Genomic DNA, 26,744 nt, shown 5'->3' on the forward strand with positions numbered 1-26,744 from the left:
CCGTTAGATGCCATACCCCATGCAAACATCGGCGACCTTCGGGCGAAAATTCGTGTTCGCTTGGATGCCGATGTGAACTTGCTGCTCCAGTGTGCTTCAACAGAATTGGAAATATGGGGTACCGTCCGGGATAGCCTACGGAAATTGGCGCTAGAGCCGGTCGATTCCAATACAAAGGATCTCGCGTATCGATATTTAAGCGGGGCGCACATACCTCAAGAAGGGCATCGCGGCAGCGGGCTAGAGATAATCGCCAAATGCGACGCAAGGAAATTTGTGGCCGCATGCGCGGCACTGTCTAGCAGCGGCGCACTATTGTCTAGGGTCTCCGCAAACGGCAGTCGGAATCCTCGTATCTGCGAGATGTTGAGTGTCGCAGGCCTATCAGCGGTCGACGCTATACGGGTCTCTCCGAGGCAAATATTTCGCATGCAAGAGCGAGCGCATGTGCACGAACTCTTCGCAGCATTTCTTGTATTACTTCTACACACCGGTTGGAATGCAGATACATTGAGATGTCTGGCAAGCAATAGGATTGAGTGGGGAAATGGGACAGTGACTATTTCCTCCTTTAAGCCGAAGACGGGGCTTGCAGTGCCAGATGTGGTTCTGGACGCTAAGGCGAAGGGAGTTGTCGATGCGCTCCGACTACTGGAGTGGAATAATCGACGGCTTCGCGAGGCAAAAATAATAGATCAGGCAGATTTTAACGGCTGGTATCCTTGGGCGAAAGATAGAATTAGCAGCAGTCCGAAGCTAGCAGATTTTTCAATTGCACTGCGATCTTTTACGCTGAAGTACGGAATCAACCACTTTAGCTTGGATCAGATCCGAACGCACATGCTACTCCGAGCGGCCGTCGCAAGAGGGAGCATCGAGTCCGCAAGGCAGCTTGCCGGCCACGCAAGTATTGCCAGCACCGCGAATTATCTAGATCAGTTCATCGCTCGTATTCTCAATAAATCAATAAATTTAGAGTTTCAGCGCAGATTTGAACTTGAAATAATGAGAAGGAGCCGGAAAACCAAAGACAAAGGTGAGCTTCACCCGGTCGGTGATGGCTCATTTTGCAAGGCGCCTAATTCCCCTCCAGACCCGGCGTGGAAAAGCGACGGTCTGTGCAATGCATTGAACTGCCATCGCGAAAATGGTTGCATAAACAATAAGGTTGTAATAGATAAGCCAAGAATCAGGGAGCTGGTGCACTGGAATGAATACTATAGAAGGAATTGGGGTAGGCTATATTCTGAAAATCCTCAATCCTTCGAGAGATATCACGGGCCGGCTATGCTGTGGAACGTGCAGGTGCTTCGATATCTAGAGTCATCAGTCTTGTGGGGTGAAATTTCTGAGATAGTAGCTGAGGCGAGAAATGCCTTTGGGGGACCAGTGACATGATTCCTAAAGCAAAGAGTATCGTGTCGGAGCTTGGATGTGACTCAACTCTCGACGAAATAAGGGGGCAGATAGTTAATCCAGATCTCACCCTGGATAATGAATGGGTCCTCTCCCTTCGTCGATTAGAAGTCCTCCCTGATGAGGATGCGTTCTTGCGGCTCGATTTTAGGACGGCCTTTCTTCCGCCCAATGGAATTTACCGAAACGGGTGTTCGTTTGTCGATCATCCACGGATAGTGTTTGCAGTGGTACTCGCAGTACAGGAATATCTCAGGAGATCAAAGAATACAAAGTCAAGAAGTCGGCGTGTTTCAAACTTGGTTCACACACTCTGTCTATTTTTTGAATACATATGGCTGCACGATATTTGCGATCTGCAAGAGGTTACACCTGAGGACGTTTCCGGGTTGCCTATCAAATTGAGTCAGGGGTCATGGTTTTCGGCGCTTGATTTGCCACAACGCCTTCTTAGTGCGGATCCTGTTTCCCTTGAGATCGCAGGGAGAAGAATTGTATTTATTCCGGGTGTCGAGTCGAGCGGACTCAAAGTTAGGCGCTTGCTCTTTACTAACCTTCCTACGGTTCTGCGAGAATCAAGAAGGCACCAAGAGGGGCGGTCTAAATTTAGCGAGAGTAATCCTTCTTCCTCCAGTCTACTTATCGAAAGACTAAATTCAATAAATTACTTGGCGGATATTAGTTGTGGAGTTGGATTGGCATTCGTTCCATTTCCAAAGCCTGAAAGGACTGCGCTGAAGTACGGCAGGGAGAGGGGAAGAACAGAAAATATCCGTATTGAGCTGGCGGTGAAGTTGCTCACATGTGCCGTGGAATGGGTTTATCAATATGGTCCGAAAGTTCTAGATCTTCTGGACGAGCTTGTGCGTGAGGTCCAGCGTTGCTCAGGTTTTACGCGAAAATATCAGGGGAGGCGTTTATACACCGCGTTTATCGCCTCGGAACAGCGAGCGAAGATCAGTAAGCAGTTACCCTTCCCCATTGAGGTCCTCGATTTTGGTCGGCAGGATCAGCGCCAAAAGCACTCTTTGCGCGCTGCAATACTATGCGTTATGTCAGCGTGCTTTGTTTGTATCGCTGCGATGAATGCAAGAAGAAAAGATGAGATAGTTCATCGCAAGTTTGGTATTCGGCAGGGCGATTTGTCCGTTGTAAATGAAGGGCTGAATATATTTGAGGTGAATTTCTATATAGAGAAAACGTACAAGAGTCGGCAGAAGTTCTATGTAAATAAAATCTCGGCGGATGCTATCCGTTTACTTGAGCGAGTGCAGATGGCGTTCGAGAGCATCGAGAACGGTTCCCCCTATATTTATAATAATCCTAATGGGGAAATAGGACGGCCGCTCTTCGGGTATCGGCGTTTCAGTACCATGAAGGGATTTAGTTCGTTGCCAAAGTGGTTTGACTTTCACGCCTACGCGCATGAATCGGATGCATCTTTATTCTTGCAGATGGCGGTGGGACCAGGGCAAGTTTCTTCGGTTCGCCCACATATGTTTAGGCGAATGTATGCACTTATTTTCTATTATAGATATGAAAATGGAGATCTGCAGGCATTGGCACAGCAACTAGGTCATTATGATTTGGTGTCAACACTACTCTACGTAACTGACCCAGCGAGTCGCAGCCAAATGGAGTCCATCGACAAGCTCTATGGAGATCGGAGGGATAATATGCTCAGCGCAATACGACTTACAGAGCAATCGTTGCTTCGTAAAACGATGATTGAGGTTGGAGATGAGAAATTCACAGAGGATGTTTTCGCCGTGCTCGACGGGGGGCGATACGAGGGGGGGTATAAGAGATACATCGAAAAGGTACGTTCCGTCTTGGTCAGAGCTGTGCGATTTTCCTTGTCCTCTGATAATCCAGATGCTGTTGTTAGAATACTCAAGCAGCGCGGCCATTTTCCAAGGCCAATGAAGCATGGCCAATGCATGGTAGGCAATACCCTCTCGCCGAGGTCTGCCCGATGTTTCTCTGAACCCGAAGGGAGACTAATGCAGGAAAATGCACGAGTAGAGATTTGCTCAAGATGCATCTTTCATCTCACTTCTGCAGCCTATCTGAAGAGCATCGAAGAGGATCTCGCAGAAAGGCAGTCCCAACTTTCCGATGTTCCGAGGGAATCATTGAAATTTCGGGAATTGACCTTAGAAATTTCGCACGGAGTAGAAGCCTTAAGACTGCTAAAAGATCGCCTGAGTGCGGGGAAAGGTGAAAGAAATGCAAAATCGTAAGCCGCCCGTCGCATGGCAAAGCGAGCGCCTAGCGAGGGAAAATATAGAGCGGAAGATAGAGGCCATGAAAAAGGTCCTACTTGACCGAAAGACCCTTGTCATTGCAGGAGGTCATACGCCGAAGCTGATTATTCCGACTTCGATTCGGCAGTTCAATCTCTGGAGCGTGGGCGGGTCAGTCATTTTCGGGAGGGACGATGTCCAGGGCATACGGCGCAACTCTCATGAGACGCTTCGCCGCAACCCGGAGTTGCATTTTGCGGTCGCGGAATTGTTGCGGGTGGCAAAGGAGCTGAGCGACGAGAGGTTGGGGGATATTTGCAGCGAAGAAGGAATTTCCGCCAAGCTTAGGAGAGAATTAAGACGTTCCGAAGATCTGCGCGGTATTCTTGAGACCCAGTTAATTATTTCAATACGAAGGATCAATGCTCTAGAGAATGAACTGCAAAGCGTAAGAATAAAGCTGGCGGGAATTAAAAAGCATTTTGCGGCGGCGCTTGAAAAAGATTGTGCTATTGCAAAAACTGTTTCTATAGTCGATTCAGCTCGGTCTGGCAAGTTATGAAGGCGCCTGAAGTCATGCTCGATCAGATGGTTATTTTTTCGTGGCATTCGATTCTTGGCCGTGCGTATTTGGTCGCATATGACGTTCGTGTGAAGGCGCCGGTCATGCCGGCCATAAGGTACGCAATATATCTGTCAGATACGGAGCTATTAAATCCTAAGACCGTCAGAAATGAAGTTACCTTCTTGAGGTCTTTCTTTGAGGCTGTTGGGCCATTTTCGTGTGAGTGGATGATAAATGATGAATTTTTGAGGGGATTCCGCGATGATGAATTGGAGAGGGTGAAGCTAAGGAGGAATTCATTCAAAAATGAAAGGACGGCGAAGCGAACGGTAAATATGAAGATGCGCCGGATCTATATGTTTTTGTTTTGGTGTGAGGCTGAGGGAATCCTGCCGAAGCATAGTATTGGACCGTATAGGTGCGCGGTGACAGCGGCTCGCGATAGTGGGAAAATTGGGCGGTGGGGAGAAAATCAAAATAGATACACAAGCGCCAGTCTTCGATTTCCGCTTCTATATCGTAGAGTTGGGGGTGGAGTGAGGCTGAGCTGTAAATACGCAGCAACGGATGAAGATATCAGAAGGCTATTGAATTACTTTCGAAAAGCTCACACGGAATACGTGTTTTTGAGAAATCTCCTGATAATGAAGATTGCTTGCGAGGTCGGCTGGAGGCGCGAGTCGATTGCATCTTTAACTTGTCAGCAGATTCTGAACTGCGAGGGGGAGGAAGCGGCCGTGGTTGTGCCGACCGCTCAAAAATTTGGCTACCAAAATTCATATAAACTCAGTGGGCCATTGCTCGGGGCGATCCTATCCTTTATATATACAAGTCGGAAAGATTTTGTCGAAAGCATGGGTTGGCGCAACAAAACTGATGCGATTTTTGTTTCGGCAAAGGACGGGAGAGCTTTAACCCCGCAGGCGATGTCGCGAGCCTTTGGCCTAGCCTTTAAGGCTGTCGGCTGCCCCATAGGGGCCGGGCTGCATTCATTCCGGCGGAAATTTGTGCAGGACAAAATAACTGCGGAAACTGAGCTACGACTTAGGCTGGGCATGGATACAAGTGTTGCTTCGATAGCTGCTTCGGTGGCGGTGGAGCTGGGTCATCGGAACCCCGCCTCGCTTTGGAGCTACGTGAGTCACTCACAAGCGCAGATAGTCAGCACTGCATTTCAAGCCGAAAACGCAGCCGACAAGTGACGATAGTTCTTCGTACGTGGTGAATCGGATTAATCCATTCCGTACCCGCACGCGAGCTGACTCGTCGAGCGCTTGGCTGAGGACAAGTACCGTCAAAGTGCTGTGGTGGATCGCTACGGTAGCATCATAGGCCCGCTTCGAGCAGGATGTCCGAAACACGGCAGCCCAGAGCCGATGCGACGCGGGCAAGGTTCAATATCGTAACGTTTCGTTCCCCGCGCTCAATCTTTCCCATATGACTTCGGTCGATCTGCGCCAAGTCGGCAAGCTCCTCCTGTGAGAAAGCCCGACGTTTGCGAAGCCGCCTTACGGCGCTTCCTAACGCCGCTAGTTCCTTTCCTTCGTGGCTTTGTCCTGAGACCCTTTGCATCAGGATATGCTGATGCTACGATCCTCATACGACCACGGTATTTACGACCCATTTGGGAGGAGCAATGCATATCGAACGGGATGCCTTGCATGTATTGCTCCTGTCGGTGGTAATTGCCGAGCCTAATCCACTGTTGCGCGAAGGGGTGTTGCTCAGTTCATCGGACCACGCGCCGCTCACTCCATCCCGCAGATTGGACGCGGAACTGATCAATTTGGCGGACGATCTAGACGCCTCATTTGCGTACATGCATGATCCCCAGCGACGTTTTTTTGAGCGCCAAACAATTGCACTCGAGATTCGCTTGCCGGAGGACGTGATAGAGCAAGTCTCTTACAAACTCGAGAACTTCGCCGCGAGTATTACTTCAACCAGCTCTGTGGCTCTGTCAGTTGGGCAGAGAATCGCACTTGAGGAGACCTACTCGTTCTTAGAGGTGCATCTAAGAAAAAGGGGCTGGCGACTGCCGGATGAGGAAGATACAAACGCCTTGCTGAGCGCACTTCTGTGGCGGTACTCTGCAGGCCAGGCTTGTAGCCTCCTAGTTAGTGCCAGTCGAAAAGTGGCTGATGATCAGGCTCTCGGTCGGGCAGTGAAGGAGGTGGCAGGCCTGACGGTCCTTGAAGGCGCAGTAAGAATGAGTGAGCGCGCAGACGCTGAATGCTGGAGGATTGCCAAATTTCGCAGACCGATAACACAACGCCAGAGTAGGCTGTCGCGACTAATATACGACGAGCTTCTCCTAATCTCCGACCCTCATTTTGCTTGATTCGCCGTCCTCCCTGGTAACGTGAGCGGAAAGTTGTCTGTTTGCACGGCGAGTGTAAGAGGCAGGGATATTTGCAAATGAACATTGCAAAGTGAGAATATTGCCAATTATTTGCTATCTGAGTGGATAGTGGGCAGTGTTACATAAATAACGGCTCTGCCACGGCGAGCGACGCAGGCTCGGCTTGCTGTCCCTCTGCTAACCTTCGGCGAAACTGGGTAGGTTCTCGACTTTTGCCGAGAGGATGCGCAGATACGAAGGTAAACTGAGCGAACCCAAAGGGGTCTACCACGTCAAGAACTGGAAGGCTTACAACGCTGGCCTGATCGCGAGGTGATGTGACGATGTCCAGATCAAGTTGCCATGGACTTGGCGGATCCGGCTGCCGCGAAGCGCCACCGACAGAACATGGCAAAGCGCGACGCCTTAGCCCCATCGATTGCCACTTCGTCGTACTCGAATTCACGGCTTGGCCAGCGCCTCCTCACGCATCCTCACGCGAACGAACCCGACTGAGCTTGCGCTGCTTGTGCTCAGCGTTTTTCCCACAGAGCGCAGTGACTGCTGGATGCGCTTCTTGTGCGCCTTGAAACCCTCATCATTGCCATCGAAGAATTCCCTCGCGCCGCTGCCCCCCTTCCGTACGCGCTCGTCCTGAAAGCGACGAACGTCCAAGACTACCTGAATCGGACTGTAGTTTTGATCCATCATGCTTCCCTATGTTCGGGCTCATCAAGCCATCGCGCGACGGTAGACTTGCTCTTTTCAAACAAACTTCCGAGTTCGATCAGGCTGATCTTTTGTGCCAAGGTCCTGCGGATCCAGCGTGCAAGTTCTGGGTCTTCTCGGCGGAGTATAGCTTTGACCTCCGGCGATAGTCGCCCGCTATTCAGCGCAGCGATTTCTCGTAGTACATCAATCACGGGCGCGGCGTGCTCAGCCATGGCATTGCGCTTTTTGAACAGCGTCGTCACCGAGCGAACTTCCGAGCCCGCGCTCCCCTCCATCAGGGCGGCGATGAGCGACACAACGCCCGACGATGTCTCGACGGGCGCGAGGGTGCGTCGAACGATAGCCTCCCTGGCTTCCTGCGACGGCAGCGGGACTTCAATCTGGACCGCAAAGCGTCGCCAAACTGCGGAATCTAGCAATTGCGGATGGTTGGTGATGCCCAACGTAATGCCGGTTGCCATACGGACATCCATGTTCTGCAGTAACGCGTTGACAACGCGTTTAATTTCGCCGACCTCATTTGGGTCATCGCGCACCTTCGCCAGCGAATCGAGTTCGTCCAACAGCAAGACGCATCGGAAACGGTTGGCGAATGAAAAGACCTGAGCGATGTTGCGTGAGGTTGTGCCGAGAAACGAGGACATCATCGCGTCAACCCGAGCCACCAGGACCGGCACGCCGAATTGCTGTGCCAACCACAATGCCAGCGACGTCTTTCCTGTCCCCGGCGCGCCAGTCAATAGGCAGGACATCGTGGGCTCCTCTCCTACCTTCCTTAGCTCTGCCACATTCCGCCACTCATCCAGAAGCATCTGTATGGCTCGGTCAAGATGTGCCGGGAAGATCGGACGGGCCAACGTGCCCGCATCGGGAAAAACGGCGTCGACGAGTCGCACGCCGGATTCGCGATCCGCGGGCAATACCGTGGTAGGTAGCAGTACCTCACCCGGCAGGACGGGGGCGGCGCGAGATGGCACCAGTCGGCGCGGCGTCATGTCTTGAGCGCGTGCGGCGCTCCTTAGCAGCTGCTTAATCTGCTGGGCTGACTTGCTGTCTCCGCCTTCGGTCAGCGCGGCGGATAGGCGCTCGACCTGGTGGGTCAGCGCATCGCTGGGCGCGATGAGCGCCAGACGACAGATGGCGTGAACAATCGAAAAGTGATCCATGCTTTGCCCGGTAAATTCTCAATACTAATTTTGCGCGAATTGACCCATGATTTCAAGGGAAAGTGCCACGTATGTGCCATTATTACCGGAAACTTGGTATCATGTCCCGAAAATAAATGTAGATTTCCCATTACGCATACCTTAGGGTGACTATTTGATGGGGTAGGTTGTCGCCATACAAATGAGATGTATAAGACACATATTTGCAAATATCAGATGGGAGTTTGACCATGGCTGTCCACTTCCTTAGCAAGGAGCCGCAGACGCTGCTGGCTGCCTTCGAAGAACGGATCGAACAGTCCGCGCCAAAAGGCAAGATTACGACTTGGCAGAAAAGCGACGATGAGCAGTTTTACACGCATCGAGCTCCCGAATGGAGCCGGAAGGCGTGGTTCAAACCAGTTGTCGATGCAGCCGGGGGCAAGTTGTCATTCCTTATCATCAAGCCGAAAAACGCTGCGATCTCGACGGTAACCTACGCGTACTATCACGGGCATCTGATCGAGACGTTTCTTGCGCATTTCGATGGCATGTTTTCGACGTCACGTGCGAGCGCGCTTCCGCAGCCAGGGGAACGGGTCATTAAGTGACCCAGCCCACATTCGCCCAACAAAACAACACGGAAAGTGGCATGACAAAGGCTCTGGTTGCCATTGGCGTTGGCAAGACCGAAGGAAAGTTTCCTCCGCTCAATGGCGCATCACAGGATGCGCGCGAGTTCCATGAATGGGGGGTGAAGCAAGGCTTTGAGGCTCGTCTGCTGGTGGACGACGATGGCCCGGTGACCGTCGCTGATGTCTATAGAGTCATCAACGGCTTTGTAAAAAAAGGGGTCTACTCGCAGGTCGTCGTTTACTTTTCCGGCCACGGCGTACTTAAGGCCCCCGATTGTGAGCTTTGGCTGATGTCGGATGCGCCTGAGAATCCCAATGAAGTCATCAATGTTTGTGGCTCGATCCAGACCGCACGCTCCTCCGGCGTCGAACACATTGTGTTCATCTCCGATGCCTGCCGCTCGCTGCCCTCCGAAATGAAAACAGCGTCGTTGGGTGGCGGCCTTGTCTTCCCGTTTGGAGAATACCGATCGCCGTCGCCAGAAGTGGACATCTTTTACGCAACGATCCCGGGGGATGTGGCGCTCGAAGTTCCACCTGACTTGACGTCTCCGCGAGACCGGGGACTCTTGACGCAGTGCCTGCTTGACGCGTTGGATGGGAGGGTGCCTGATGTGATCCGCTCCCAGCAACATGCAAGCGGAACGACCCGTGTGGTCCCGTGTCGTCCGCTAAAGGCGTGGCTGGCGTCAGCCATCCCGGATGCAGCGTCGAAGATACAGATTCGCTTGCAGCAGTTTCCTGACATCCGGATCGAGTCCGACTCGCCTAGATATCTGTCGATGCTCTCTGAAGCAGCGAGCACGCCTATTCCTGATCCAGAGCCGTGGCCAGTCACCCAAAAAGAAAGCATGCCCGTGCCTGACCGTCAGCAACGCAGGCGCCTGGTTCCGTCTCGTTCATCGTCTCGACCGGTCAGGACGCGTAGCATGGCGCCCGCGCGTTCCTTTGCTGAACTCGAGATTCGCGAATTCGAATCCGGGCAAGCGGCAATCGATTTTGCCGAGAATCGGTCGGGCATTGTCGTGCGTGGAGGCGAAGTCTGCACCGCCGTGTCCGCGTCCGGCCCCATCTCCCCACTGCGTGAGACTTCGTTGTCATGGGGGCTTTTTCCGCCGGTCGATCCGGTCGCACGAGACGTTGTACAGCCAATCGCGTTACGCTTCGCGAGCGGCAACGGCGCTGTACTTGCTCTTATTCCGGGGTATGTCGCTATGGTTGATATGAACGGAGCGGACGTCGCTTCCATACGCTACAGGATGACGCCTGCGACTCGGAGCCAACGGTCATGGAGCGCTCCTGAAGATGAAGTTGAGCGCTTGCGAGCAAAGCTTGTTGCGATGGCTCGCACTGGCCTGCTTTCGGCGACGGATGTGCAAACGATCGACGAGGGCATGCTGACAGAGTTGATTGTCGGCGATCCGATGCTAGCTATCCATGCCTCGTACGCCTATGGGCGCTCTGGTCGTTTTGATCGGGTCGAAGCATTGTCAGAGAAGGTGGCCCGAGACTTGGGATTTGTGCTGTTCGATGTTGCATTGCTTGCGGAGCAGCGCGGCGACAGTCAGCTTCCAATCGCCAGCCCTGGCATACCCGTGCTAACACAGGGCTGGTTCATGATGGGCCGCTTCGAGTTCGACATGCCGGATCCGCTTCGAATGGCCGGGCATTTTCTTTGCAATTCGCTGTGGGCAACGTTTAGCCACGAGGGGATGGCAATCCTCGAGCGGCATCTCTTTAAAGGATAGCGTGTGCGACTGATTTTTATTCATGGGCGGGACCAGCAAGCCAAAGATCCTGAAGCCCTTTGCCGGGCTTGGCGTGAAGCATTGGATGTGGGACTCGAGAAAGGGCGCCTCGCGAGTGTCGCCAAATTCGAGGTCGGTTTTCCTTACTATGGCGACGTCCTGTCGGACATGGTTGCTAAGCTGCGCACGGAAGCGCCGGCAGATCTTCGCACCAAGGGCGACGCAGGACTCGACACAAAGACTAACGCGGTGCAGGGCGAATTGCTGAAGGAGTTGCTTGGCACAGATGGCGCCGCAGCATCATCCAGGAGCGAGGTAGTTACCAAGGGCTGGCAAAACACCGATCTGGCCTTCGCTCTTGCTCGATATGTCGACGACTCCCAATTCGGCGGGCCGCTTTTGAGGCAGTTTACAGAAGACGTCGCCGTCTATCTCACAAACTACGCGGTCGCCCGGGAAGTGGATGCCATCGTAGGGGAGGCCATCGGGACCTCGCCCTGCGTCGTCGTCGCTCATTCTCTCGGCTCAGTCGTGGCGTACCGAGTGTTGCGCGCGATGGGCGCCCAGGCGAATGTCGTCAAGCTGATCACCGTCGGTTCACCGCTCGGCCTCAATACAATTCGCAGGCAGTTGATGCCCCCGGCACTGCAGCGGCCTGCCGGTGTGAAATCTTGGGTAAATGCTTATGACGCACGCGACATTGTATCGCTGCGTCCTCTGGACGAAGCCACTTGGTCGATTGAGCCGCCGATCGTCAATATAGGTGATGTCGACAACCACACAGACAATCGTCATGGGATCGGCGGCTATCTGGACGATATGACTGTCGCCCAGGCAATTCACGAAGGATTGCACGCGGCCTTGGCGTAGCGTACGCGGGGCCCCGTTCGTTGCCTCAGTTCAAGACGGGTTCTCCAGGCGCTCACGAACAAGGCTCGCGCGACTGTCATTGATTTTTCCGACTACACCGCGAGCCGCGACTTCAGTTGCAATCAGTATTGGACTGGCACTGACCAGTTCGTTGCTCCCATGCGTGGCGTCTGGGGCCCTGCAGAGGCACGACCTCAGGCTGTGCGCGTTGCTCGGCTAGGTGCAGCTCATAGTTGACTTGTAGTGCCATCCAAAACCGCGCCGTGCCGGCTCCGGCGCGCTCCAGACGCACCGCCAGGTCGGGACTGATGCGGACCTGACCATGTATCACTCGCCACAGCGACGAGCGCGACATGCCCAGGCGATATGCCGCGTCTGTGACTTTGATGCCAAGCGGCTGCAGCACGTCTTCACGCAGCAGTTCCCCAGGATGAGGATAGTGTTTCATCATGGCATCCTCCTTTTCGCTAGTCGTCGTGTACCAACTCCGCGTTCGCCGCGAAGCGGAACGTCAAGCGGTTAAGTAATCAGTCCTGCGGAACGATTGGCATTGGCGCGATTCCGATTTTGAGGCTTGCTCTCCTTGGCGCTGCGCGGCCTCCAACGGCTGGCCCCGCTGCTTGTGCCTTGGTTGCTCGCGCCCCCAACCGTTCGTTCGTAGCCATATCCGCCTATGCAATACTCGACAAAAGCAATTGCTTGCAACGCTCGCCAAACCTCGCCAACTGCAATGAGCAGGCACAACCAAGGCGCAAACGGTCGGAATATGTCGCGTCGAACTGGTCCAGCCCGACAAGAACAAACTGGCGGGTCAAACATGTGACGCAAGCTTCTTTACATAGTCGTCTACCGTTTCGATGGAAGACAAATCCACCTTCAAGTCGTGTACCTCCGCGCGCTTCTTGGCCAACGCCCCAAGCCCATCCAGTCCTTCGCTTGTAATTGTCCAAACACCTATATCTTCCCCTAGGTGATCAGAGGGCCGCAGGCGTTCGGCTGGAATACGAAGCGTCTGCGCGATCTCGTGCCAAAGCTCTCTCACCATGATCTCGTCTATGCCGCTCGCGGCATAGAAACGCTCGTAAATTGCCTTATCGCTCAAAACCTCTCGACCTTGTAGTGCCGCGGCCGTTGCCCTTACTTTAACTGCTCTAACCCCACAGTCAATACCAACAAGCACCAGACCTGCGGCGACGGAAAACCATTTTTCCACGGTATCTCCATTAGTGTGCACCGGAGTTAAGGCAGCATGAGGCGGTAAAATACCGGTTTCTGGCCAGCACCAAAATAATCAACTTCCTGCTGAATATTAACACCAGTTCCGGGATAAGTTGGATTTCCGACAGGACGCGACTGCTCGGTAAGCCGGTAAATCGGCACGCCCATATACTCCGCCGGACTACCCGGCTGGCACACATAAGTGCCACTGCCGTTGCGTAATCGGAATTAGCTGGACTGGGTGTGTTTTTGCTGGACCCAGAAATTCGGAATTAGCTGGCTTGCTGAGCAGCCGATGCAGGCGAGTGCCGCTCAGAGGTGATGGGCCATTGCACCCCCCGGAAGATCGGGGAAGCCAGCCAGCTGAATACATCTGAACCCACTTTTTCCCTACCTCACACGAGGCGCGCATAGCGAGGAAATCAGATGAGTAACAAGAACACTCCCACGAACGCATTTACCGCTACGCACCGGCCAACACCTGGCAACACGTGCGGCAAATCGTCCAAGACAAAATCCCTGGCGGCCTTGAAGAGGGTGATGGGGTGCGACGAAGAAGACCTGTACGAGTATAGCAACCTGCGCGATGAACGCAGAATGTGCCAGCAAATTCAGAGCAGTGTTGTTAGCAATTGGTTCAGTTCCTGCTGGGCCATTCAGTGCAGGTGTAGCGCTCAGTTGGGACATAGGGATAGGTACTGACAGTATTATTATCCTAGTGATGACATAGCAGGCATACCTTTCAGCAGGGGGATATATGCAAGTGCGGGCCGCTCTGGGGCGGTTGAATTAAGTCAGTAGTGCAAGGCACGAGAGTAAGTCCCGGAAGAGGACTCCGCGGGAGAGGAAAGGCATAGCCAGCCGACGAGGGAGGGCAAGGCGGGACCACCCTGCGTAGCGTGCGGACCCAATACTCCGACCGCTCAAGATTTTGGAGTAAGTGCTGTTTTATCAACATTGACCTGCCGGCCATACTGCAGCGCACCATTTTTCGGTGGAAAACATGGATTCGACCGTCTTTACCCTGTCTACTTCTTGGGTTGACAACCTTTAATGCGCCGGCTGGGAAACTCGAGCTGGCTGTTGAGGATCGCCGCGCGCACCCGCTCGCGGCTCTCGCGCACTTCGGTATCGGCCAACCCGACGATATTGAAGGCGGGCAGGCCGTTGGCCAGGTGCACCTCGACCGACACCAGCGGTGCCTCGAGTCCGGTCAGCGCCCGGCTACGCAGGAGGGCGAGGCTCATCTCACTCCGAAAAGCATCAAGGAAGTGTTAACGAAAATGGCCGCCGGAATACGGCGGCCATTCTGGCGGTCAGGGGCTGCGCCCGGGGTCATCGAACCCCTGGGGCAAACACGGGACGCGGCAAGGGTTTCAGCCCGAAACAGGCGTGTCGGAGCCGCCTGCCGAGCGGCTTTCCAGCGCCTGCACGCGGGCTTCCAGTTCTTCCAGGCGCGCGCGGGTGCGCGCCAGCACCTGCGACTGGACGTCGAATTCCTCGCGGGTGACCAGGTCGAGCTTGGAAAACCCCTGCGTCATCATGCTGCGGACGTTTTTTTCGATGTCCTTGGCCGGCGAATTGCGCAGGGCTTCGCTGATCTTGGCCTGGAAATCGTTGAAGAGATCGGTGGGTTTCATACGGCTTCTCCTTTTGCACTGTCTTGGTGCGGATAACTGGGTGGGCGGGATTCGGCATGCTGCATCACGGTGCACCGGAACAGGTTGCGGGCAAACGCGGTGCGTGCACGGCACTTGCCGCCGGCATGGGCCGATTATCACGCTTCAAGCGTCCCCGGGAAAGCGCCAGCGCGGGCTGGTAACACCTTTTAACGTCAGTAAGTTCGCTGGGAGACAGTCGGCAACGTCAATTTTGATGTCTTTTTGCGCACAAAATGACGTTCTCATGCCACGGTTCCATCCTGGCACGGCAGTTGCAGTAATGGAGACAGGAGCCTCGTTTAACAAACTACTTTCAAACACACGAGTACCGAGCCAGAGGAAAAGGAGAACAAACCCATGAAGAAGTTGGCCCTTGCAGTCAGCGCCAGTGCAGTTGTGCTTTGCGGGCTCGCCCCCGCCGCCTTCGCCCAGAGCAGTGCGCAGGAGGGCGGTGCGCCCACCGACGCCACTGCCGCCGCCGAGGCTTCGCCGCACACCTTCACCGCCAACGTGACCCTGGCCAGTGAGTATCGCTATCGCGGCTTGATGCAGACCAACCGCCGCCCGGCCATCCAGGGCGGGTTCGACTACTCGCATTCGAGCGGCTTCTACGTGGGTAACTGGAACTCGAGCATTAGCTGGCTCGGCGACAGCAATCCGAAAGTCTCGGCACCGATCGAGATGGACTTCTATGGCGGCTTCAAGAACACGGTGACGCTGGCCGGCCTGGAGTGGAACTATGACGCAGGCGTGCTGCAGTACTACTACCCGGGCGATTACCCGAACGGCTTCACCCGCCCGTACACCACGGAGCTGTATGTCGGCGCCGGCGCTGGCCCGGTGTTCTTCAAGTACTCGCAGGCGCTGACCAACCTGTTCGGCTTCGCTGACAGCAAGTACAGCTACTACGCCGACCTGTCGGCCAATGTGCCGCTGAACTTCTGGGACCTGACGCTCAATGCCCACGTCGGCTACCAGAACGTGAAGCACGTCAACAGCGCCTCCTACACCGACTGGAAGCTCGGGCTGACCAAGGACCTGGGCAAGGGCTTCGCGCTGGCGATCGCTTATATCGACACCAATGCGCACAAATCGGCCTATACCAATGTACCGGGCCGCTACGTCGGCAAGGCTACCGCCTGGGCTTCGATCACCAAGACTTTCTAAACACACATCAGGTCGAGCGGGCGCCGGACGCGAGGCCGGGCCGTCCCGCTCAGAGGAGAAATCGGATGAAACTGATCATCGCCGTCATCAAGCCGTTCAAGCTCGACGAGGTGCGCGAAGCGCTCTCGGACGTGGGCGTGTCCGGCATCACCGTGACTGAAGTCAAGGGCTTCGGCCGCCAGAAGGGCCATACCGAGTTGTACCGGGGCGCGGAATACATCGTGGATTTCCTGCCCAAGGTGAAGATCGAAGTGGCCGTCCCGGACGACGTGGTCGACCGGGCCATCGAGGCGATCGAGAAATCGGCGCGCACCGGCAAGATTGGCGACGGCAAGATTTTTGTCGCACCGATCGAGCAGGTCATCCGCATCCGCACGGGCGAGACCGGCGGCGACGCGCTGTGACGCACAGCCCAACGACAAGAGGTTAATCACAATGAAATCCTGGTTCAAGCGCATCCTGACAACCGGCGCCATGGCGCTGGCCTTGGGCACGGCCGGCATCGGCCTGTCCACCCATGCCGTGGCGCAGGACAAGCCCGCGGCCGAAGCCTCCGCGCCGGCCGCTGCCGCCGCCGCCGCACCTGCAACTGCCTCCGCTCCCGCGGCAGCGGCAGCTGCGCCTGCAGAGGCTGCCGCCCCTGCCGCAGCGCCCGCGCCGGTGCCCAACAAGGGTGATACCGCCTGGCTGCTGGTCTCCACGGCCTTCGTGATCCTGATGACGCTGCCAGGCCTGGCGCTGTTCTACGGCGGCCTGGTCCGCTCGAAGAACATGTTGTCGGTGCTGATGCAGTGCCTGGTGATCTTCTCGCTGGTGTCGCTGCTGTGGGCCATCTACGGCTACAGCTTCGCCTTCACCGAGGGTAACGCCTTCTTTGGCGGCACCGACCGGCTCTTCATGAAGGGGCTCAACGTCGATGCCGTGGCTGCCACCTTCTCCAAGGGCGTGGTGGTGCCGGAACTGGCTTACTTCGCCTTCCAGTGCGCCTTCGCAGCCATTACCTGCGGGCTGATCATCGGCGCTTTCGCCGAACGCGCCAAGTTCTCGGCGGTGCTGGTCTTCGTGGTGCTGTGGTTCACCTTCTCGTACATCCCGATGGCCCACATGGTCTGGTTCTGGCCTGGTCCTGACCTGTACACCGACGCGGCTGCCGGCGCGGCTGCCACTGCCAAGAGCGGCTGGCTGTTCCAGAAGGGCGCGCTCGACTTCGCTGGCGGCACGGTGGTGCACATCAACGCAGCCGTAGCCGGCCTGGTGGGTGCCTTCATGTTCGGCAAGCGAATCGGCTTTGGCCGTGAGGCCCTGCGTCCGCACAGCCTGACCTTCACCATGGTGGGCGCCTCGCTGCTGTGGTTCGGCTGGTTCGGCTTCAACGCCGGCTCGGCGCTGGAAGCCAACGGCTCGGCCGCACTGGCCTTCGTCAACACCCTGCTGGCAACCTGTGCCGCGGTGCTGTCCTGGACCTTCGGCGAATGGATCAGCAAGGGCAAGCCCTCGATGCTGGGCGGCGCTTCGGGCGCAGTCGCTGGCCTGGTTGCCATTACCCCGGCGGCCGGCTTCGTCGGCCCGATGGGTTCGATCGTGATCGGCATCGCCGCTGGCCTGCTGTGCCTGTGGGGCGTAACCGGCCTGAAGAAGCTGCTGGGCATGGACGACTCGCTCGACGTCTTCGGCGTGCACGGCGTGGGCGGCATCCTGGGTGCGCTGCTGACCGGCGTGTTCGCCGCGCCGAGCCTGGGCGGCACGGGTATCTATGACTACGTGGCCAACAAGGTCTCGGACGATTATTCGATCGTGGGCCAGGTGTGGATCCAGTTCGAAGGCGTGCTCACTACCATCGTGTGGTCGAGCGTGGTGGCCTTCGTCGCCTTCAAGCTGGTGGATATGCTGATCGGCCTGCGGGTGCCGGAAGAAGAAGAACGCGAGGGCCTGGACATCACCTCGCACGGCGAGACCGCGTATGAAGCCTGATCGTCAAGGTGTTGTGCTGGAGAGCTGATTGGGAATCTTCTCTCAGGAGTTTCGCCCGGCCTTGTGCCGGGCTTTTTTCATTTCAGGCGTCCGCCGCTGGCGACCGGGCCAGGCGGAAAGCGGATGCGGCGGTTTTTTCGCAAAGTGCTTAAATCCGATCTTAAAAAGCTTCAATTGTTTTTGAGGGGGGACGCACATACAGTGCCAGTGAGGCAGTTTCCTCCACCTGCAGAACGCTCCCCGTATCTGTCAGGCCATTTGAAAGCGCGGCTCCGGCCGCGCTTTTTTTTCCTCCCGGCCTTGCTGGCAGGCCGCCCGGAAGTGCTTCGGATTCCTCTTAGGGCCCCCCTTTTATTCCGGGCCCCCATCCCCATATCCGTATCCCTTATCCCTTATGCCGGCGCTCGCATATGCTTAATCAGGCGGCGCCAGCAGCCAATTGGCCGTTCCTCTACAATCTGGGCGAACGATAAAGACGATCAATAGGATGTTTATGGTCCCGCATCTCATCACCGCGCTGAACGGTCCGCTGCTCGAGCTGGAAAAAAAGATCCTGGATGCGACGCCGTCCATCGAGCGCTGGTTCAGGCTGGAATGGCAGGAACATACGCCTCCGTTCTACTGTTCGGTCGACCTGCGCAACGCCGGCTTCAAGCTGGCCCCGGTCGATACCAACCTGTTCCCGGGCGGGTTCAACAACCTGGCGCCTGAAATGCTGCCGCTGGCAGTCCAGGCGGCGATGGCGGCGATCGAGAAGATCTGCCCCGACGCCAAGAACCTGCTGCTGATCCCCGAGCGCCACACCCGCAACATGTTCTACCTGCAGAACGTGGCGCGGCTGTCGCTGATCATGCGCCAGGCCGGCCTCAACGTGCGCCTGGGCTCGCTGTCCGAAGACATCACCGAACCCACGCCAATCGAGCTTCCCGATGGCCAGACGCTGGTGGTGGAGCCGCTGGCGCGCCTTGGCGCGCGTGGCCGCCGCCTGGGCCTGAAGGACTTCGATCCCTGCTCGATCCTGCTCAACAACGATCTCTCCGCCGGCATTCCCCCGATCCTGGAGAACATCAACGAGCAATACCTGCTGCCGCCGCTGCACGCGGGCTGGTCCACGCGCCGCAAGTCGAGCCATTTCTCGGCCTACGACGAAGTCGCCAAGAAGTTCGCCAAGCTGATCGACGTTGATCCGTGGATGGTCAACCCGTACTTCGCCAAGTGCGGGGGCATCGATTTCCATGAGCGCATTGGCGAGGAGGCGCTGGCCGACTCGGTCGAAGCCGTGCTCAAGAAGATCGCCAAGAAATACCGCGAGTACGGCATCAAGGAAACGCCGTATGTCGTGGTCAAGGCCGATGCCGGCACCTATGGCATGGGCATCATGACCATCAAGGATCCGTCCGAGATCAAGGGGCTGAACCGCAAGGAACGCAACAAGATGAGCGTCGTCAAGGAGGGCCTTGAGGTCAACGACGTCATCATCCAGGAAGGCGTGCACACCTTCGAGAAGGTCAACGAGGCGGTGGCCGAGCCGGTGGTGTACATGATCGACCGCTATGTGGTCGGTGGCTTCTACCGCGTCCATACCGGGCGCGGCAACGACGAGAACCTGAATGCGCCGGGCGCGCATTTCGTGCCGCTGGCGTTCGCGCCCAACGGCATTCCGGACAGCCATGCCAAACCGGGCGCGGCCGTGCCTAACCGCTTCTATATGTATGGTGTGGTGGCGCGGCTGGCTTTGCTGGCGGCGTCGCTGGAACTCGAGAAGACCGACCCCAATCCGATTCTCTGAGACAAACGCTGCGACCGGGACGAGCCAACATGCGCATTCTGTTTATTACCGACCCGCTGGACACCTTCAAGACCTACAAGGACTCGACCTACGCCATGATGGTGGAGGCGGTCGAGCGCGGCCATGAGCTCTTTGCCTGCCTGCAGTCGCAACTGTCGCTGTCGGCCCATCAGGTCGAGGCGGTGGTGCGCCCGCTGCAACTAACGGGCGACGCCCATGACTGGTACCGCGCGGGCGAGCCCGGCCTGCAGCCGCTGACCGGCTTCGATGCGGTCGTGATGCGCAAGGATCCACCCTTCGACATGGAGTACGTGACCAGCACCTGGTTGCTGGAGCTGGCCGAGTCGCAGGGCGCCAATGTGTTCAACAAGCCGCAGGCGATCCGCGACCATTCCGAAAAGCTGGCGATTGCCCGCTATCCCGAATACATCACGCCGACCCTGGTCACCCGTGACGCGGATCGTATTCGCGCGTTCCACGCGGAGCATCGTGATGTGATTTTAAAGCCGCTTGATGGCATGGGCGGGATGGGGATCTTCCGGGTCGGTGCGGAAGGCCTGAATCTTGGCGCCATCATCGAGACGCTGGGGGAGAACGGTGCGCGCACCCTGATGGTGCAACGTTATATTCCTGAGATCAAGGACGGCGACAAGCGCATCCTGCTGATCGGCGGCGTGCCCGTGCCGTACTCGCTGGCGCGTATTCCCAAGGATGGCGAAGTGCGCGGCAACCTGGCGGCGGGCGGGACCGGCCGTGCCCAGGAACTCTCGGCGCGCGATCGCGAGATCGCCGAGGCGCTGGCCCCGGGCCTGTGGGAACAAGGCCTGCTGCTGGTTGGGCTGGATGTGATCGGCGACTACCTGACCGAGGTCAATGTGACCAGCCCGACGTGCTTCCAGGAAATCACGCAGCAGACCGGGTTCCAGGTGGCTGCCATGTTCATCGACGCCCTCGAGCACGCGGTACAGGCGCGTTCGCGCTGAATCACGGGCGGGCTGCCTGCTACAATCGCGTCAATCCAACGGATTCACCACCATGGCAGGCATCCTGATCATCGCGCACGCCCCGCTGGCTTCGGCATTGCGCGAGTGCGCCGCCCACGTCTACTGCGGCCAGCCCCAACGGCTCGAGGCGCTCGACGTCATGCCGGACGCTGAGCCCGCCGCCGTGCTGGCCGAGGCCCGGCGCCGCCTGGCCGAAGTCTGCGAAGACAACGGCGCACTGGTGTTGACCGATATCTTCGGCGCCACGCCGGCCAACATTGCGGCCCGCCTCGCCGAGCCAGGCCGCGTCAAGGTGCTTGCCGGCGTCAACCTTCCCATGCTGGTGCGCGCCATCTGCTACCGTGCCGAGAAACTCGACCAGCTCGCCCTCAAGGCGCTGGCAGGGGGCTCGCAGGGTGTGCTGCAGGTAGGCTCCACCACCGTCCAGAACCAAATCGCAAATCATCCCGACAAATATGCTGCAGAGGGACACCAACATAATCAATAAGCTTGGGCTGCATGCCCGTGCTTCCGCCAAGCTGACGCAACTGGCGGGCAACTTCGTCAGTCAGGTCAAGATGTCGCGCAATGGTCGCCAGGTCGACGCCAAAAGCATCATGGGCGTGATGATGCTGGCCGCCGGCATCGGCTCCACCGTGACCATCGAGACCGACGGGCCCGATGAGCAGGAGGCCATGGACGCCTTGCTGGCGCTCATCGCCAATCGCTTCGGCGAAGGGGAGTAGGAGGCCGGGTACGGCATGAAAGGCGGCAGTACCGAGCGTGGCGGCAGGCCTGGCCGGGGCCGCTTCGCCGCATCCTGAAGCCGTTTCCAAGGTGGCTGGCCCTTGCCAGATTTTTTAAACGTTCCTGACGGAGCGGTACATGCCATTTGCCCTGCACGGCATCCCGGTTTCGCGCGGCGTGGCCATCGGGCGCGCGCATTTGCTGGCGCCTGCCGCGCTTGATGTCTCCCATTACCTGGTCGACGAAGACCGGCTTGATGCCGAGGTCGAGCGCCTGCGTTCGGCGCGCGCGGCGGTGCGGGCCGAGCTGGTTACGCTCAAGCGGGATCTGCCGCGCGAGGCGCCGGAAGAACTGGGCGCCTTCCTCGACGTGCATGCCATGATCCTCGATGACGAGGCGCTGGCGCGCGAGCCCGAGGCGCTGATCCGCAACCGGCGCTACAACGCCGAATGGGCGCTGACCACGCGGCTCGAAGAGCTGATGCGCCAGTTCGACGAAATCGAGGACGAATACCTGCGCGAACGCAAGGCGGACATCCGTCAGGTGGTCGAGCGCATCCTCAAGGTGCTGGCCGGCGCGGCCGTACTGGCCCCGGCCCCGGTGCCGCCTTCCTCCCTGGCTCCTGACGGCGAGCCCGCGCCCGGCGTGATCGTGGTCGCCCACGACATCTCGCCGGCCGACATGCTGCAGTTCCGCCACACCGTGTTCCACGGTTTCGTGACCGACCTTGGCGGACGCACTTCCCATACCGCCATCGTGGCGCGCAGCCTCGACATCCCCGCCGCCGTGGGCGTGCAGAGCGCCAGCGAGCTGATCCGCCAGGACGATTGGGTCATCATCGACGGCGATGCGGGCCTGGTCATCGTGGATCCGTCCGCGATCATTCTCGAGGAGTACCGCCACCGGCAGAGCGAGCGCGCGCTGGAAAAGAAGCGCCTGCAGCGCCTGCGCCATACGCCCGCGGTGACGCTGGACGGGCTCGAGATCGACCTGCTGGCCAACATCGAGATGGCGGAGGATGCCACCGCGGCGCTGACCGCGGGTGCGGTTGGCGTGGGCCTGTTCCGCTCCGAATTCCTATTCATGAACCGGCGTGGCGAGCTGCCCGACGAGGAGGAGCAATTCGAGGCGTACCGCGGCGCGGTGGACGCCATGCACGGGCTGCCCGTCACGATCCGCACCATCGACATCGGTGCCGACAAGCCACTGGATGGCCGCGACGGCCGGGATGGCCGCGGCGACGATTTCGAGACGGCCCTCAATCCGGCGCTGGGCTTGCGCGCGATCCGCTGGTCACTGTCCGAGCCGGCCATGTTCCTGACCCAGTTGCGCGCGCTGCTGCGTGCCTCGGCCTTTGGCCCGGTGCGGCTCCTGATCCCGATGCTGGCGCATGCCCGCGAGATCGACCAGACCCTGGACCTGATCGCGCAGGCCAAGCGCCAGCTCGACGCGCGCGGCCAGGCGTTCGACCCCAACATCAAGGTCGGGGCAATGATCGAGATCCCGGCCGCCGTGCTGATGCTGCCGCTGTTCCTGCGGCGCATGGATTTTCTCTCCATCGGCACCAACGACCTGATCCAGTACACGCTGGCCATCGACCGTGCCGACAATGCCGTGGCGCATCTCTACGACCCGCTGCACCCGGCGGTGCTGCAACTGATCGCCCGCACCATCCGCGAGGCTAACCGCGCCGGCGTGCCGGTGGCGGTGTGTGGCGAGATGGCTGGGGATCCCGCCATGACGCGCCTGCTGCTGGGCATGGGGCTGCGCGAGTTCTCGATGCATCCCTCGCAATTGCTGCGGGTCAAGCAGGAAGTCCTGCATGCCGATTGCGAGCGGCTGGAGCGGCTGGTTGAGCAGGTGCTGAGTGCTTACGAGCCGGAGGAGCTCGCTTGCGCGTTGAAACTGCTTTGACAACCCTGATTTCGTTAAGGTCTTTACGAAAATCCAACGCCGTGTAGATAGGGTTCGGATCACTTTTCTGCCGGTTGTGACGTTCCCTGTCTCTGCAATCTCCGGGCTAAGTGCCGCGTTCTTGGCATGTACCCTTTGTGGTTTAATGGGAATTGTTATCATTTTCGATCTCTGATATTCTGACGTACATCGCGGGTGACATGCCGGTGTCACCCCTCTCCCAAGGAGGGATTTGTGTACGTTTGCATCTGCAATCAGGTTACCGACCGAGAAATTCACGGTGCTGCGCATCTAGGCGTGTCCACGCTCGACGAGCTGGCCGAAACGCTAGGTGTTGGCACCTGCTGTGGCCGCTGCCGCGAATGCGCCCAACAGGTGCTTTGCGAAGGCGTCGCGGCGGTACGCAACGTCAAGGTTTCCACCATCCAGGTCGTGCCCATTTCTTCCTGTTCGTCGTCAGGCCCACGTGCCATAATGGACACTCGGGACCCGGCAGTCGCGAACGACCAGCGCACTGAGCTGGTTGCTTAAACTCGCCCGCACCTTTCAGGTTACGGCGCATGTTCGCTTGTTTTGACTGCCTGCGGCGCGCCTTGCGCCGCTTCGCGTTTTTGCGGGGGCCCGTTGCAACAAGGAGCCTCCAATGAAAGGTGACAAGAAGGTCATCCAGCATCTGAACGCGCAGCTGAAGAACGAGCTGACCGCGATCAACCAATACTTCCTGCACGCTCGCATGTACCGCCACTGGGGCCTGAAGAAGCTCGGCGATATCGAGTACAAGGAATCCATTGGCGAGATGAAGCATGCCGATCGCCTGATCGATCGCATCCTGATGCTTGACGGCCTGCCCAATCTGCAGGATCTCAACAAGTTGCTGCTGGGCGAAGACACCCCGGAAATGCTCAAGTGCGACCTGAAGCTCGAGCAAGGCGCGCATGCCACCGTCAAGGAAGGCATTACGTATTGCGAATCGGTGGGCGACTACGTCAGCCGCGAGATCCTGGTCGAGATCCTGACCGATACCGAAGAGCACATCGAGTTCCTCGAGACGCAGCTCGACCTGATCGACAAGGTCGGCCTGCCGAACTATCTGCAGTCGCAGATGGAGCCGGGCGAGCAATAAGCCGCCCAGCAGCCGGCCGCGAGTTCGCAAGAACCCAGTGGCCGCGACCGCGCGGCGCCACTCGGTGCTGACGGTTCCGCCCGCATCCAGGCGGTAACCCTTATCATTCAGATTCCCATTCTTCTCCCCTTCGGCCTCGCCGCCCTTGCCAGGGCCGGTGTTCGCGCTCAACTTGAGCGCGATCCGCCTATGCTGCGGAGAGGGGAGCCGAATCGGCATCGCACAACGCAACACACCACACCAAACCAAACCAAACGACAGGAGCCAGCATCATGGCAGACCCGATCCGCCTGACGCAGTACAGCCATGGTGCCGGCTGCGGATGCAAGATTTCGCCGCAGGTGCTCGACGTGATCCTTGCCGGCAGCGGCAACCAGCATCTCGATCCGCGCCTGTGGGTCGGCAATGCCTCGCGCGACGATGCGGCGGTCTATGCGCTGGATGGGCTGGAGGAGGGCCGCGGCGTGGTCTCCACCACCGATTTCTTCATGCCGATCGTCGATGACCCGTTCGACTTCGGACGCATCGCTGCCACCAACGCCATCAGCGACATCTATGCGATGGGGGGCGATCCGCTGCTGGCCATCGCCATCCTCGGCTGGCCGGTCAAGCTGCTGCCGCCCGAGGTGGCGCGCGAAGTGGTGGCCGGTGGGCGCCGTGCCTGCGAGGAAGCGGGCATCCCGCTTGCCGGCGGGCATTCCATTGATGCACCCGAACCCATCTTCGGGCTTGCGGTGACTGGCGTGGTCGACCGCGCGCACCTGAAGCGCAACGACACGGCGACTGCCGGCTGCCGTCTGTACCTGACCAAGCCGCTGGGCATCGGCGTGCTGACCACCGCCGAGAAGCAGGGCAAGCTGCGCACCGAGGATATCCACCTGGCGCGCGACTGGATGTGCGTGCTCAATCGTCCCGGCAGCCGCTTCGGCAAGCTGGCCGGCGTGCGGGCCATGACGGATGTGACCGGCTTTGGGCTGCTCGGGCACCTTGTCGAGATGGCAGACGGCAGCCGACTCACAGCGCGTCTTGACCACGCCGCCGTGCCGTTGCTGCCGGAAGTGCTGCGCTACGTCGAGGCCGGCTGCGTGCCTGGCGGCACCCAGCGCAACTTCGATAGCTACGGCGCGCGGATCGGCGCCGGAATCAACAACCGGGGCGGCGCGTTGAGCGAGGTGCAGCGCGCCTTGCTGTGCGATCCGCAGACCAGCGGAGGCTTGCTGGTGGCGGTCGAGCCTGCCGGCGAGGCCGGTTTCCATGCCGCCTGCGCGGAGTTTGGCCTGGCACTGGCGCCGGTCGGCGAATTCGTCGAGCAGGGCCGGTACGCCGTCGAGGTGATCTGATGCGCGAGGATACGGCCGACTTTCGCCAGCTCTTTCTTTCCGGCGCGCCGCTGCTCGATGCGCGCGCGCCGGTGGAGTTCGCGCGCGGCGCGTTTCCAGGCGCGGTCAACCTGCCGCTGATGGACGATGCCGAGCGGCACCAGGTTGGCTTGTGCTATGAGGAGCAAGGGCCGCAGGCCGCGCTCGCGCTAGGCCACCAGTTGGTGAACGGCGAGATCCGCGCGACGCGAACCGCGGGCTGGGCGGCGTTTGCGCGGGCGCATCCCGACGGCTACCTGTATTGCTTCCGTGGCGGCCTGCGCTCGCAGATCGTGCAGCAATGGCTGCGCGAGGATGCCGGCATCGCTTATCCGCGTGTGACGGGCGGCTACAAGGCGATGCGTAGCTTCCTGATCGAGACCCTGGATGCGGCCGCCGCCGAATGCAGCCTGCTGGTGCTGGGCGGCATGACCGGGAGCGGCAAGACCGAGCTGATTGCCGACCTGGTCACGGGTCAGGGCGGCAGCCGGGACGCCGCCATCGACCTGGAGGGCCAGGCTCGCCACCGCGGGTCCAGCTTCGGCCGGCGCACGGTGGCGCAGCCCACGCAGATCGATTTCGAGAATGGCCTGGCGATTTCGCTGCTGCGCCATCGCGCGGCCGGGTTGCCGGCGCTGGTAGTCGAGGACGAGGGGCGCTTCATCGGCGCGCGCAACCTGCCGCAGGCCTTCTACCAGGCGATTCAGGTGGCACCGCTGGTCTGGCTGGAGGAATCCTTCGAGGCGCGCGTGCACCGCGTGCTGGGAGACTACGTGCTTGGCTTGTCGGCGGAATTCATGGCGGCACTGGGTGAGCAGGCGGGTTTCGCCGCTTACGCGGCGCGCCTGCGCGATGCCATGGCGGCCATCGCCAAGCGGCTCGGCGGCACGCGCTACGAGCGGCTCTCGGATTTGCTGGACCAAGCGCTGGCGCGCCAGGAGGAAACGGGCGAGACCGACCTGCATCTGGGCTGGATCGCCTTGCTGCTGCAGCAATACTACGACCCGATGTACGCCTACCAGCGCGAACAGCGCGAGGCCAGGATCGTGTTCCGCGGCGAGCGCGCCGCGGTGCTGGCTTTCCTGCGTGAGCGCACCCGCGCCTGAACGCGCGCA

Annotated in this window: 26 protein-coding genes and 1 pseudogene; 20 read left to right on the forward strand and 7 right to left on the reverse strand. The window is 58.6% G+C overall.

Going from position 1 to position 26,744, the window contains the following annotated elements; genetic code table 11:
* The first annotated feature begins 447 nt into the window (after window positions 1-447).
* From AC1RWI_RS17370 to AC1RWI_RS17385, 4 genes are read left to right on the forward strand one after another with little or no spacing between them, the layout of a single operon-like run.
* Window positions 448-1,398 (forward strand): hypothetical protein, encoded by a 951-nt coding sequence (locus AC1RWI_RS17370; RefSeq protein WP_492867677.1) that lies wholly within the window; start codon window positions 448-450, stop codon window positions 1,396-1,398.
* On the forward strand, window positions 1,395-3,659 hold the full coding sequence (locus tag AC1RWI_RS17375; protein ID WP_492867679.1) for a hypothetical protein: 2,265 nt from the start codon (window positions 1,395-1,397) through the stop codon (window positions 3,657-3,659). Before AC1RWI_RS17370 ends, AC1RWI_RS17375 begins: the two co-directional genes overlap by 4 nt.
* Entirely contained in the window at window positions 3,646-4,224 is a 579-nt protein-coding gene (locus AC1RWI_RS17380) for a hypothetical protein (RefSeq protein WP_492867681.1), read from the forward strand. The genes AC1RWI_RS17375 and AC1RWI_RS17380 overlap by 14 nt, the downstream gene beginning before the upstream one ends.
* Before the next feature lie 14 nt (window positions 4,225-4,238).
* Window positions 4,239-5,429, forward strand: a complete 1,191-nt coding sequence (locus AC1RWI_RS17385; RefSeq protein WP_492867683.1) for a site-specific integrase — start codon at window positions 4,239-4,241, stop codon at window positions 5,427-5,429.
* A gap of 124 nt (window positions 5,430-5,553) precedes the next feature.
* Here AC1RWI_RS17385 and AC1RWI_RS17390 read toward each other — a convergent pair whose 3' ends face one another.
* Complete coding sequence (locus tag AC1RWI_RS17390) at window positions 5,554-5,799, reverse strand: helix-turn-helix domain-containing protein (RefSeq protein ID WP_492867685.1); 246 nt, start codon at window positions 5,797-5,799, stop codon at window positions 5,554-5,556.
* Between the two features lie 64 nt (window positions 5,800-5,863).
* Here AC1RWI_RS17390 and AC1RWI_RS17395 point away from each other — a divergent pair, with 64 nt between their 5' ends.
* The gene (locus tag AC1RWI_RS17395) at window positions 5,864-6,568 is read left to right on the forward strand and encodes a hypothetical protein (protein ID WP_492867687.1); all 705 of its coding nucleotides are present in this window, start codon (window positions 5,864-5,866) and stop codon (window positions 6,566-6,568) included.
* 462 nt (window positions 6,569-7,030) lie between these two features.
* On the opposite strand, the gene AC1RWI_RS17400 is transcribed toward AC1RWI_RS17395, so the two are convergent.
* Both AC1RWI_RS17400 and AC1RWI_RS17405 read right to left on the reverse strand, forming a co-directional pair.
* Window positions 7,031-7,279 carry a hypothetical protein gene (locus AC1RWI_RS17400; protein WP_492867689.1) on the reverse strand — a complete coding sequence of 83 codons (249 nt, stop codon included), beginning with the start codon at window positions 7,277-7,279 and terminating at the stop codon, window positions 7,031-7,033.
* Window positions 7,276-8,466 carry an AAA family ATPase gene (locus AC1RWI_RS17405; protein WP_492867691.1) on the reverse strand — a complete coding sequence of 397 codons (1,191 nt, stop codon included), beginning with the start codon at window positions 8,464-8,466 and terminating at the stop codon, window positions 7,276-7,278. Before AC1RWI_RS17405 ends, AC1RWI_RS17400 begins: the two co-directional genes overlap by 4 nt.
* 230 nt (window positions 8,467-8,696) lie before the next feature.
* Between AC1RWI_RS17405 and AC1RWI_RS17410 the strand changes: the two genes are divergently transcribed.
* The 3 genes from AC1RWI_RS17410 to AC1RWI_RS17420 are packed head-to-tail and all read left to right on the forward strand — an operon-like array spanning window position 8,697 to window position 11,698.
* Window positions 8,697-9,056, forward strand: coding sequence for a hypothetical protein (locus tag AC1RWI_RS17410; RefSeq protein WP_492867693.1), 360 nt, complete (start codon window positions 8,697-8,699; stop codon window positions 9,054-9,056).
* 41 nt (window positions 9,057-9,097) lie between these two features.
* Window positions 9,098-10,828 carry a caspase family protein gene (locus tag AC1RWI_RS17415; RefSeq protein ID WP_492867695.1) on the forward strand — a complete coding sequence of 577 codons (1,731 nt, stop codon included), beginning with the start codon at window positions 9,098-9,100 and terminating at the stop codon, window positions 10,826-10,828.
* 3 nt (window positions 10,829-10,831) lie between these two features.
* Window positions 10,832-11,698, forward strand: coding sequence for a lipase family protein (locus AC1RWI_RS17420; protein ID WP_492867697.1), 867 nt, complete (start codon window positions 10,832-10,834; stop codon window positions 11,696-11,698).
* A gap of 112 nt (window positions 11,699-11,810) precedes the next feature.
* Here AC1RWI_RS17420 and AC1RWI_RS17425 read toward each other — a convergent pair whose 3' ends face one another.
* The 4 genes and pseudogenes from AC1RWI_RS17425 to AC1RWI_RS17440 form a co-directional block, all read right to left on the reverse strand.
* Window positions 11,811-12,149 (reverse strand): HigA family addiction module antitoxin, encoded by a 339-nt coding sequence (locus tag AC1RWI_RS17425; protein WP_492867699.1) that lies wholly within the window; start codon window positions 12,147-12,149, stop codon window positions 11,811-11,813.
* Window positions 12,150-12,509: 360 nt separating this feature from the next.
* Window positions 12,510-12,911, reverse strand: a complete 402-nt coding sequence (locus AC1RWI_RS17430) for a hypothetical protein (protein ID WP_492867701.1) — start codon at window positions 12,909-12,911, stop codon at window positions 12,510-12,512.
* A 1,057-nt stretch (window positions 12,912-13,968) separates the two neighbouring features.
* A pseudogene (locus AC1RWI_RS17435) lies at window positions 13,969-14,163 on the reverse strand (magnesium chelatase domain-containing protein); the annotation flags it as partial.
* 129 nt (window positions 14,164-14,292) lie between these two features.
* Window positions 14,293-14,556 carry an accessory factor UbiK family protein gene (locus AC1RWI_RS17440; RefSeq protein WP_043343307.1) on the reverse strand — a complete coding sequence of 88 codons (264 nt, stop codon included), beginning with the start codon at window positions 14,554-14,556 and terminating at the stop codon, window positions 14,293-14,295.
* Window positions 14,557-14,934: 378 nt separating this feature from the next.
* Between AC1RWI_RS17440 and AC1RWI_RS17445 the strand changes: the two genes are divergently transcribed.
* From AC1RWI_RS17445 to mnmH, 12 genes are all read left to right on the forward strand, one after another.
* Window positions 14,935-15,744 (forward strand): TorF family putative porin, encoded by an 810-nt coding sequence (locus tag AC1RWI_RS17445; protein WP_043343308.1) that lies wholly within the window; start codon window positions 14,935-14,937, stop codon window positions 15,742-15,744.
* A 65-nt stretch (window positions 15,745-15,809) separates the two neighbouring features.
* Window positions 15,810-16,148, forward strand: a complete 339-nt coding sequence (locus tag AC1RWI_RS17450) for a P-II family nitrogen regulator (RefSeq protein WP_006159494.1) — start codon at window positions 15,810-15,812, stop codon at window positions 16,146-16,148.
* A gap of 31 nt (window positions 16,149-16,179) precedes the next feature.
* Window positions 16,180-17,715: an ammonium transporter gene (locus AC1RWI_RS17455; protein ID WP_043343309.1), complete on the forward strand. Its 1,536-nt coding sequence runs from the start codon at window positions 16,180-16,182 to the stop codon at window positions 17,713-17,715.
* 493 nt (window positions 17,716-18,208) lie between these two features.
* Complete coding sequence (gene gshA, locus AC1RWI_RS17460) at window positions 18,209-19,504, forward strand: glutamate--cysteine ligase (protein ID WP_043351199.1); 1,296 nt, start codon at window positions 18,209-18,211, stop codon at window positions 19,502-19,504.
* A 29-nt stretch (window positions 19,505-19,533) separates the two neighbouring features.
* A complete protein-coding gene (gene gshB / locus AC1RWI_RS17465) occupies window positions 19,534-20,487 on the forward strand; it encodes a glutathione synthase (protein ID WP_043343310.1) in 954 nt (317 codons plus the stop codon).
* 52 nt (window positions 20,488-20,539) lie between these two features.
* Window positions 20,540-20,995 carry a PTS sugar transporter subunit IIA gene (locus AC1RWI_RS17470; protein WP_043343313.1) on the forward strand — a complete coding sequence of 152 codons (456 nt, stop codon included), beginning with the start codon at window positions 20,540-20,542 and terminating at the stop codon, window positions 20,993-20,995.
* Window positions 20,964-21,233 (forward strand): HPr family phosphocarrier protein, encoded by a 270-nt coding sequence (locus tag AC1RWI_RS17475; RefSeq protein WP_035861002.1) that lies wholly within the window; start codon window positions 20,964-20,966, stop codon window positions 21,231-21,233. The genes AC1RWI_RS17470 and AC1RWI_RS17475 overlap by 32 nt, the downstream gene beginning before the upstream one ends.
* Before the next feature lie 139 nt (window positions 21,234-21,372).
* Complete coding sequence (gene ptsP / locus AC1RWI_RS17480; protein ID WP_043343319.1) at window positions 21,373-23,148, forward strand: phosphoenolpyruvate--protein phosphotransferase; 1,776 nt, start codon at window positions 21,373-21,375, stop codon at window positions 23,146-23,148.
* A 234-nt stretch (window positions 23,149-23,382) separates the two neighbouring features.
* Window positions 23,383-23,679: a (2Fe-2S)-binding protein gene (locus AC1RWI_RS17485; protein WP_082054783.1), complete on the forward strand. Its 297-nt coding sequence runs from the start codon at window positions 23,383-23,385 to the stop codon at window positions 23,677-23,679.
* Between the two features lie 112 nt (window positions 23,680-23,791).
* The gene (gene bfr / locus AC1RWI_RS17490; protein ID WP_006159487.1) at window positions 23,792-24,271 is read left to right on the forward strand and encodes a bacterioferritin; all 480 of its coding nucleotides are present in this window, start codon (window positions 23,792-23,794) and stop codon (window positions 24,269-24,271) included.
* A gap of 272 nt (window positions 24,272-24,543) precedes the next feature.
* Window positions 24,544-25,611, forward strand: a complete 1,068-nt coding sequence (selD, locus tag AC1RWI_RS17495; protein WP_043343322.1) for a selenide, water dikinase SelD — start codon at window positions 24,544-24,546, stop codon at window positions 25,609-25,611.
* Window positions 25,611-26,735, forward strand: coding sequence for a tRNA 2-selenouridine(34) synthase MnmH (gene mnmH / locus AC1RWI_RS17500; RefSeq protein ID WP_043343323.1), 1,125 nt, complete (start codon window positions 25,611-25,613; stop codon window positions 26,733-26,735). The genes selD and mnmH overlap by 1 nt, the downstream gene beginning before the upstream one ends.
* Window positions 26,736-26,744 lie beyond the last annotated feature (9 nt).

This window comes from Cupriavidus sp. MPR-AND1C (assembly GCF_058809705.1).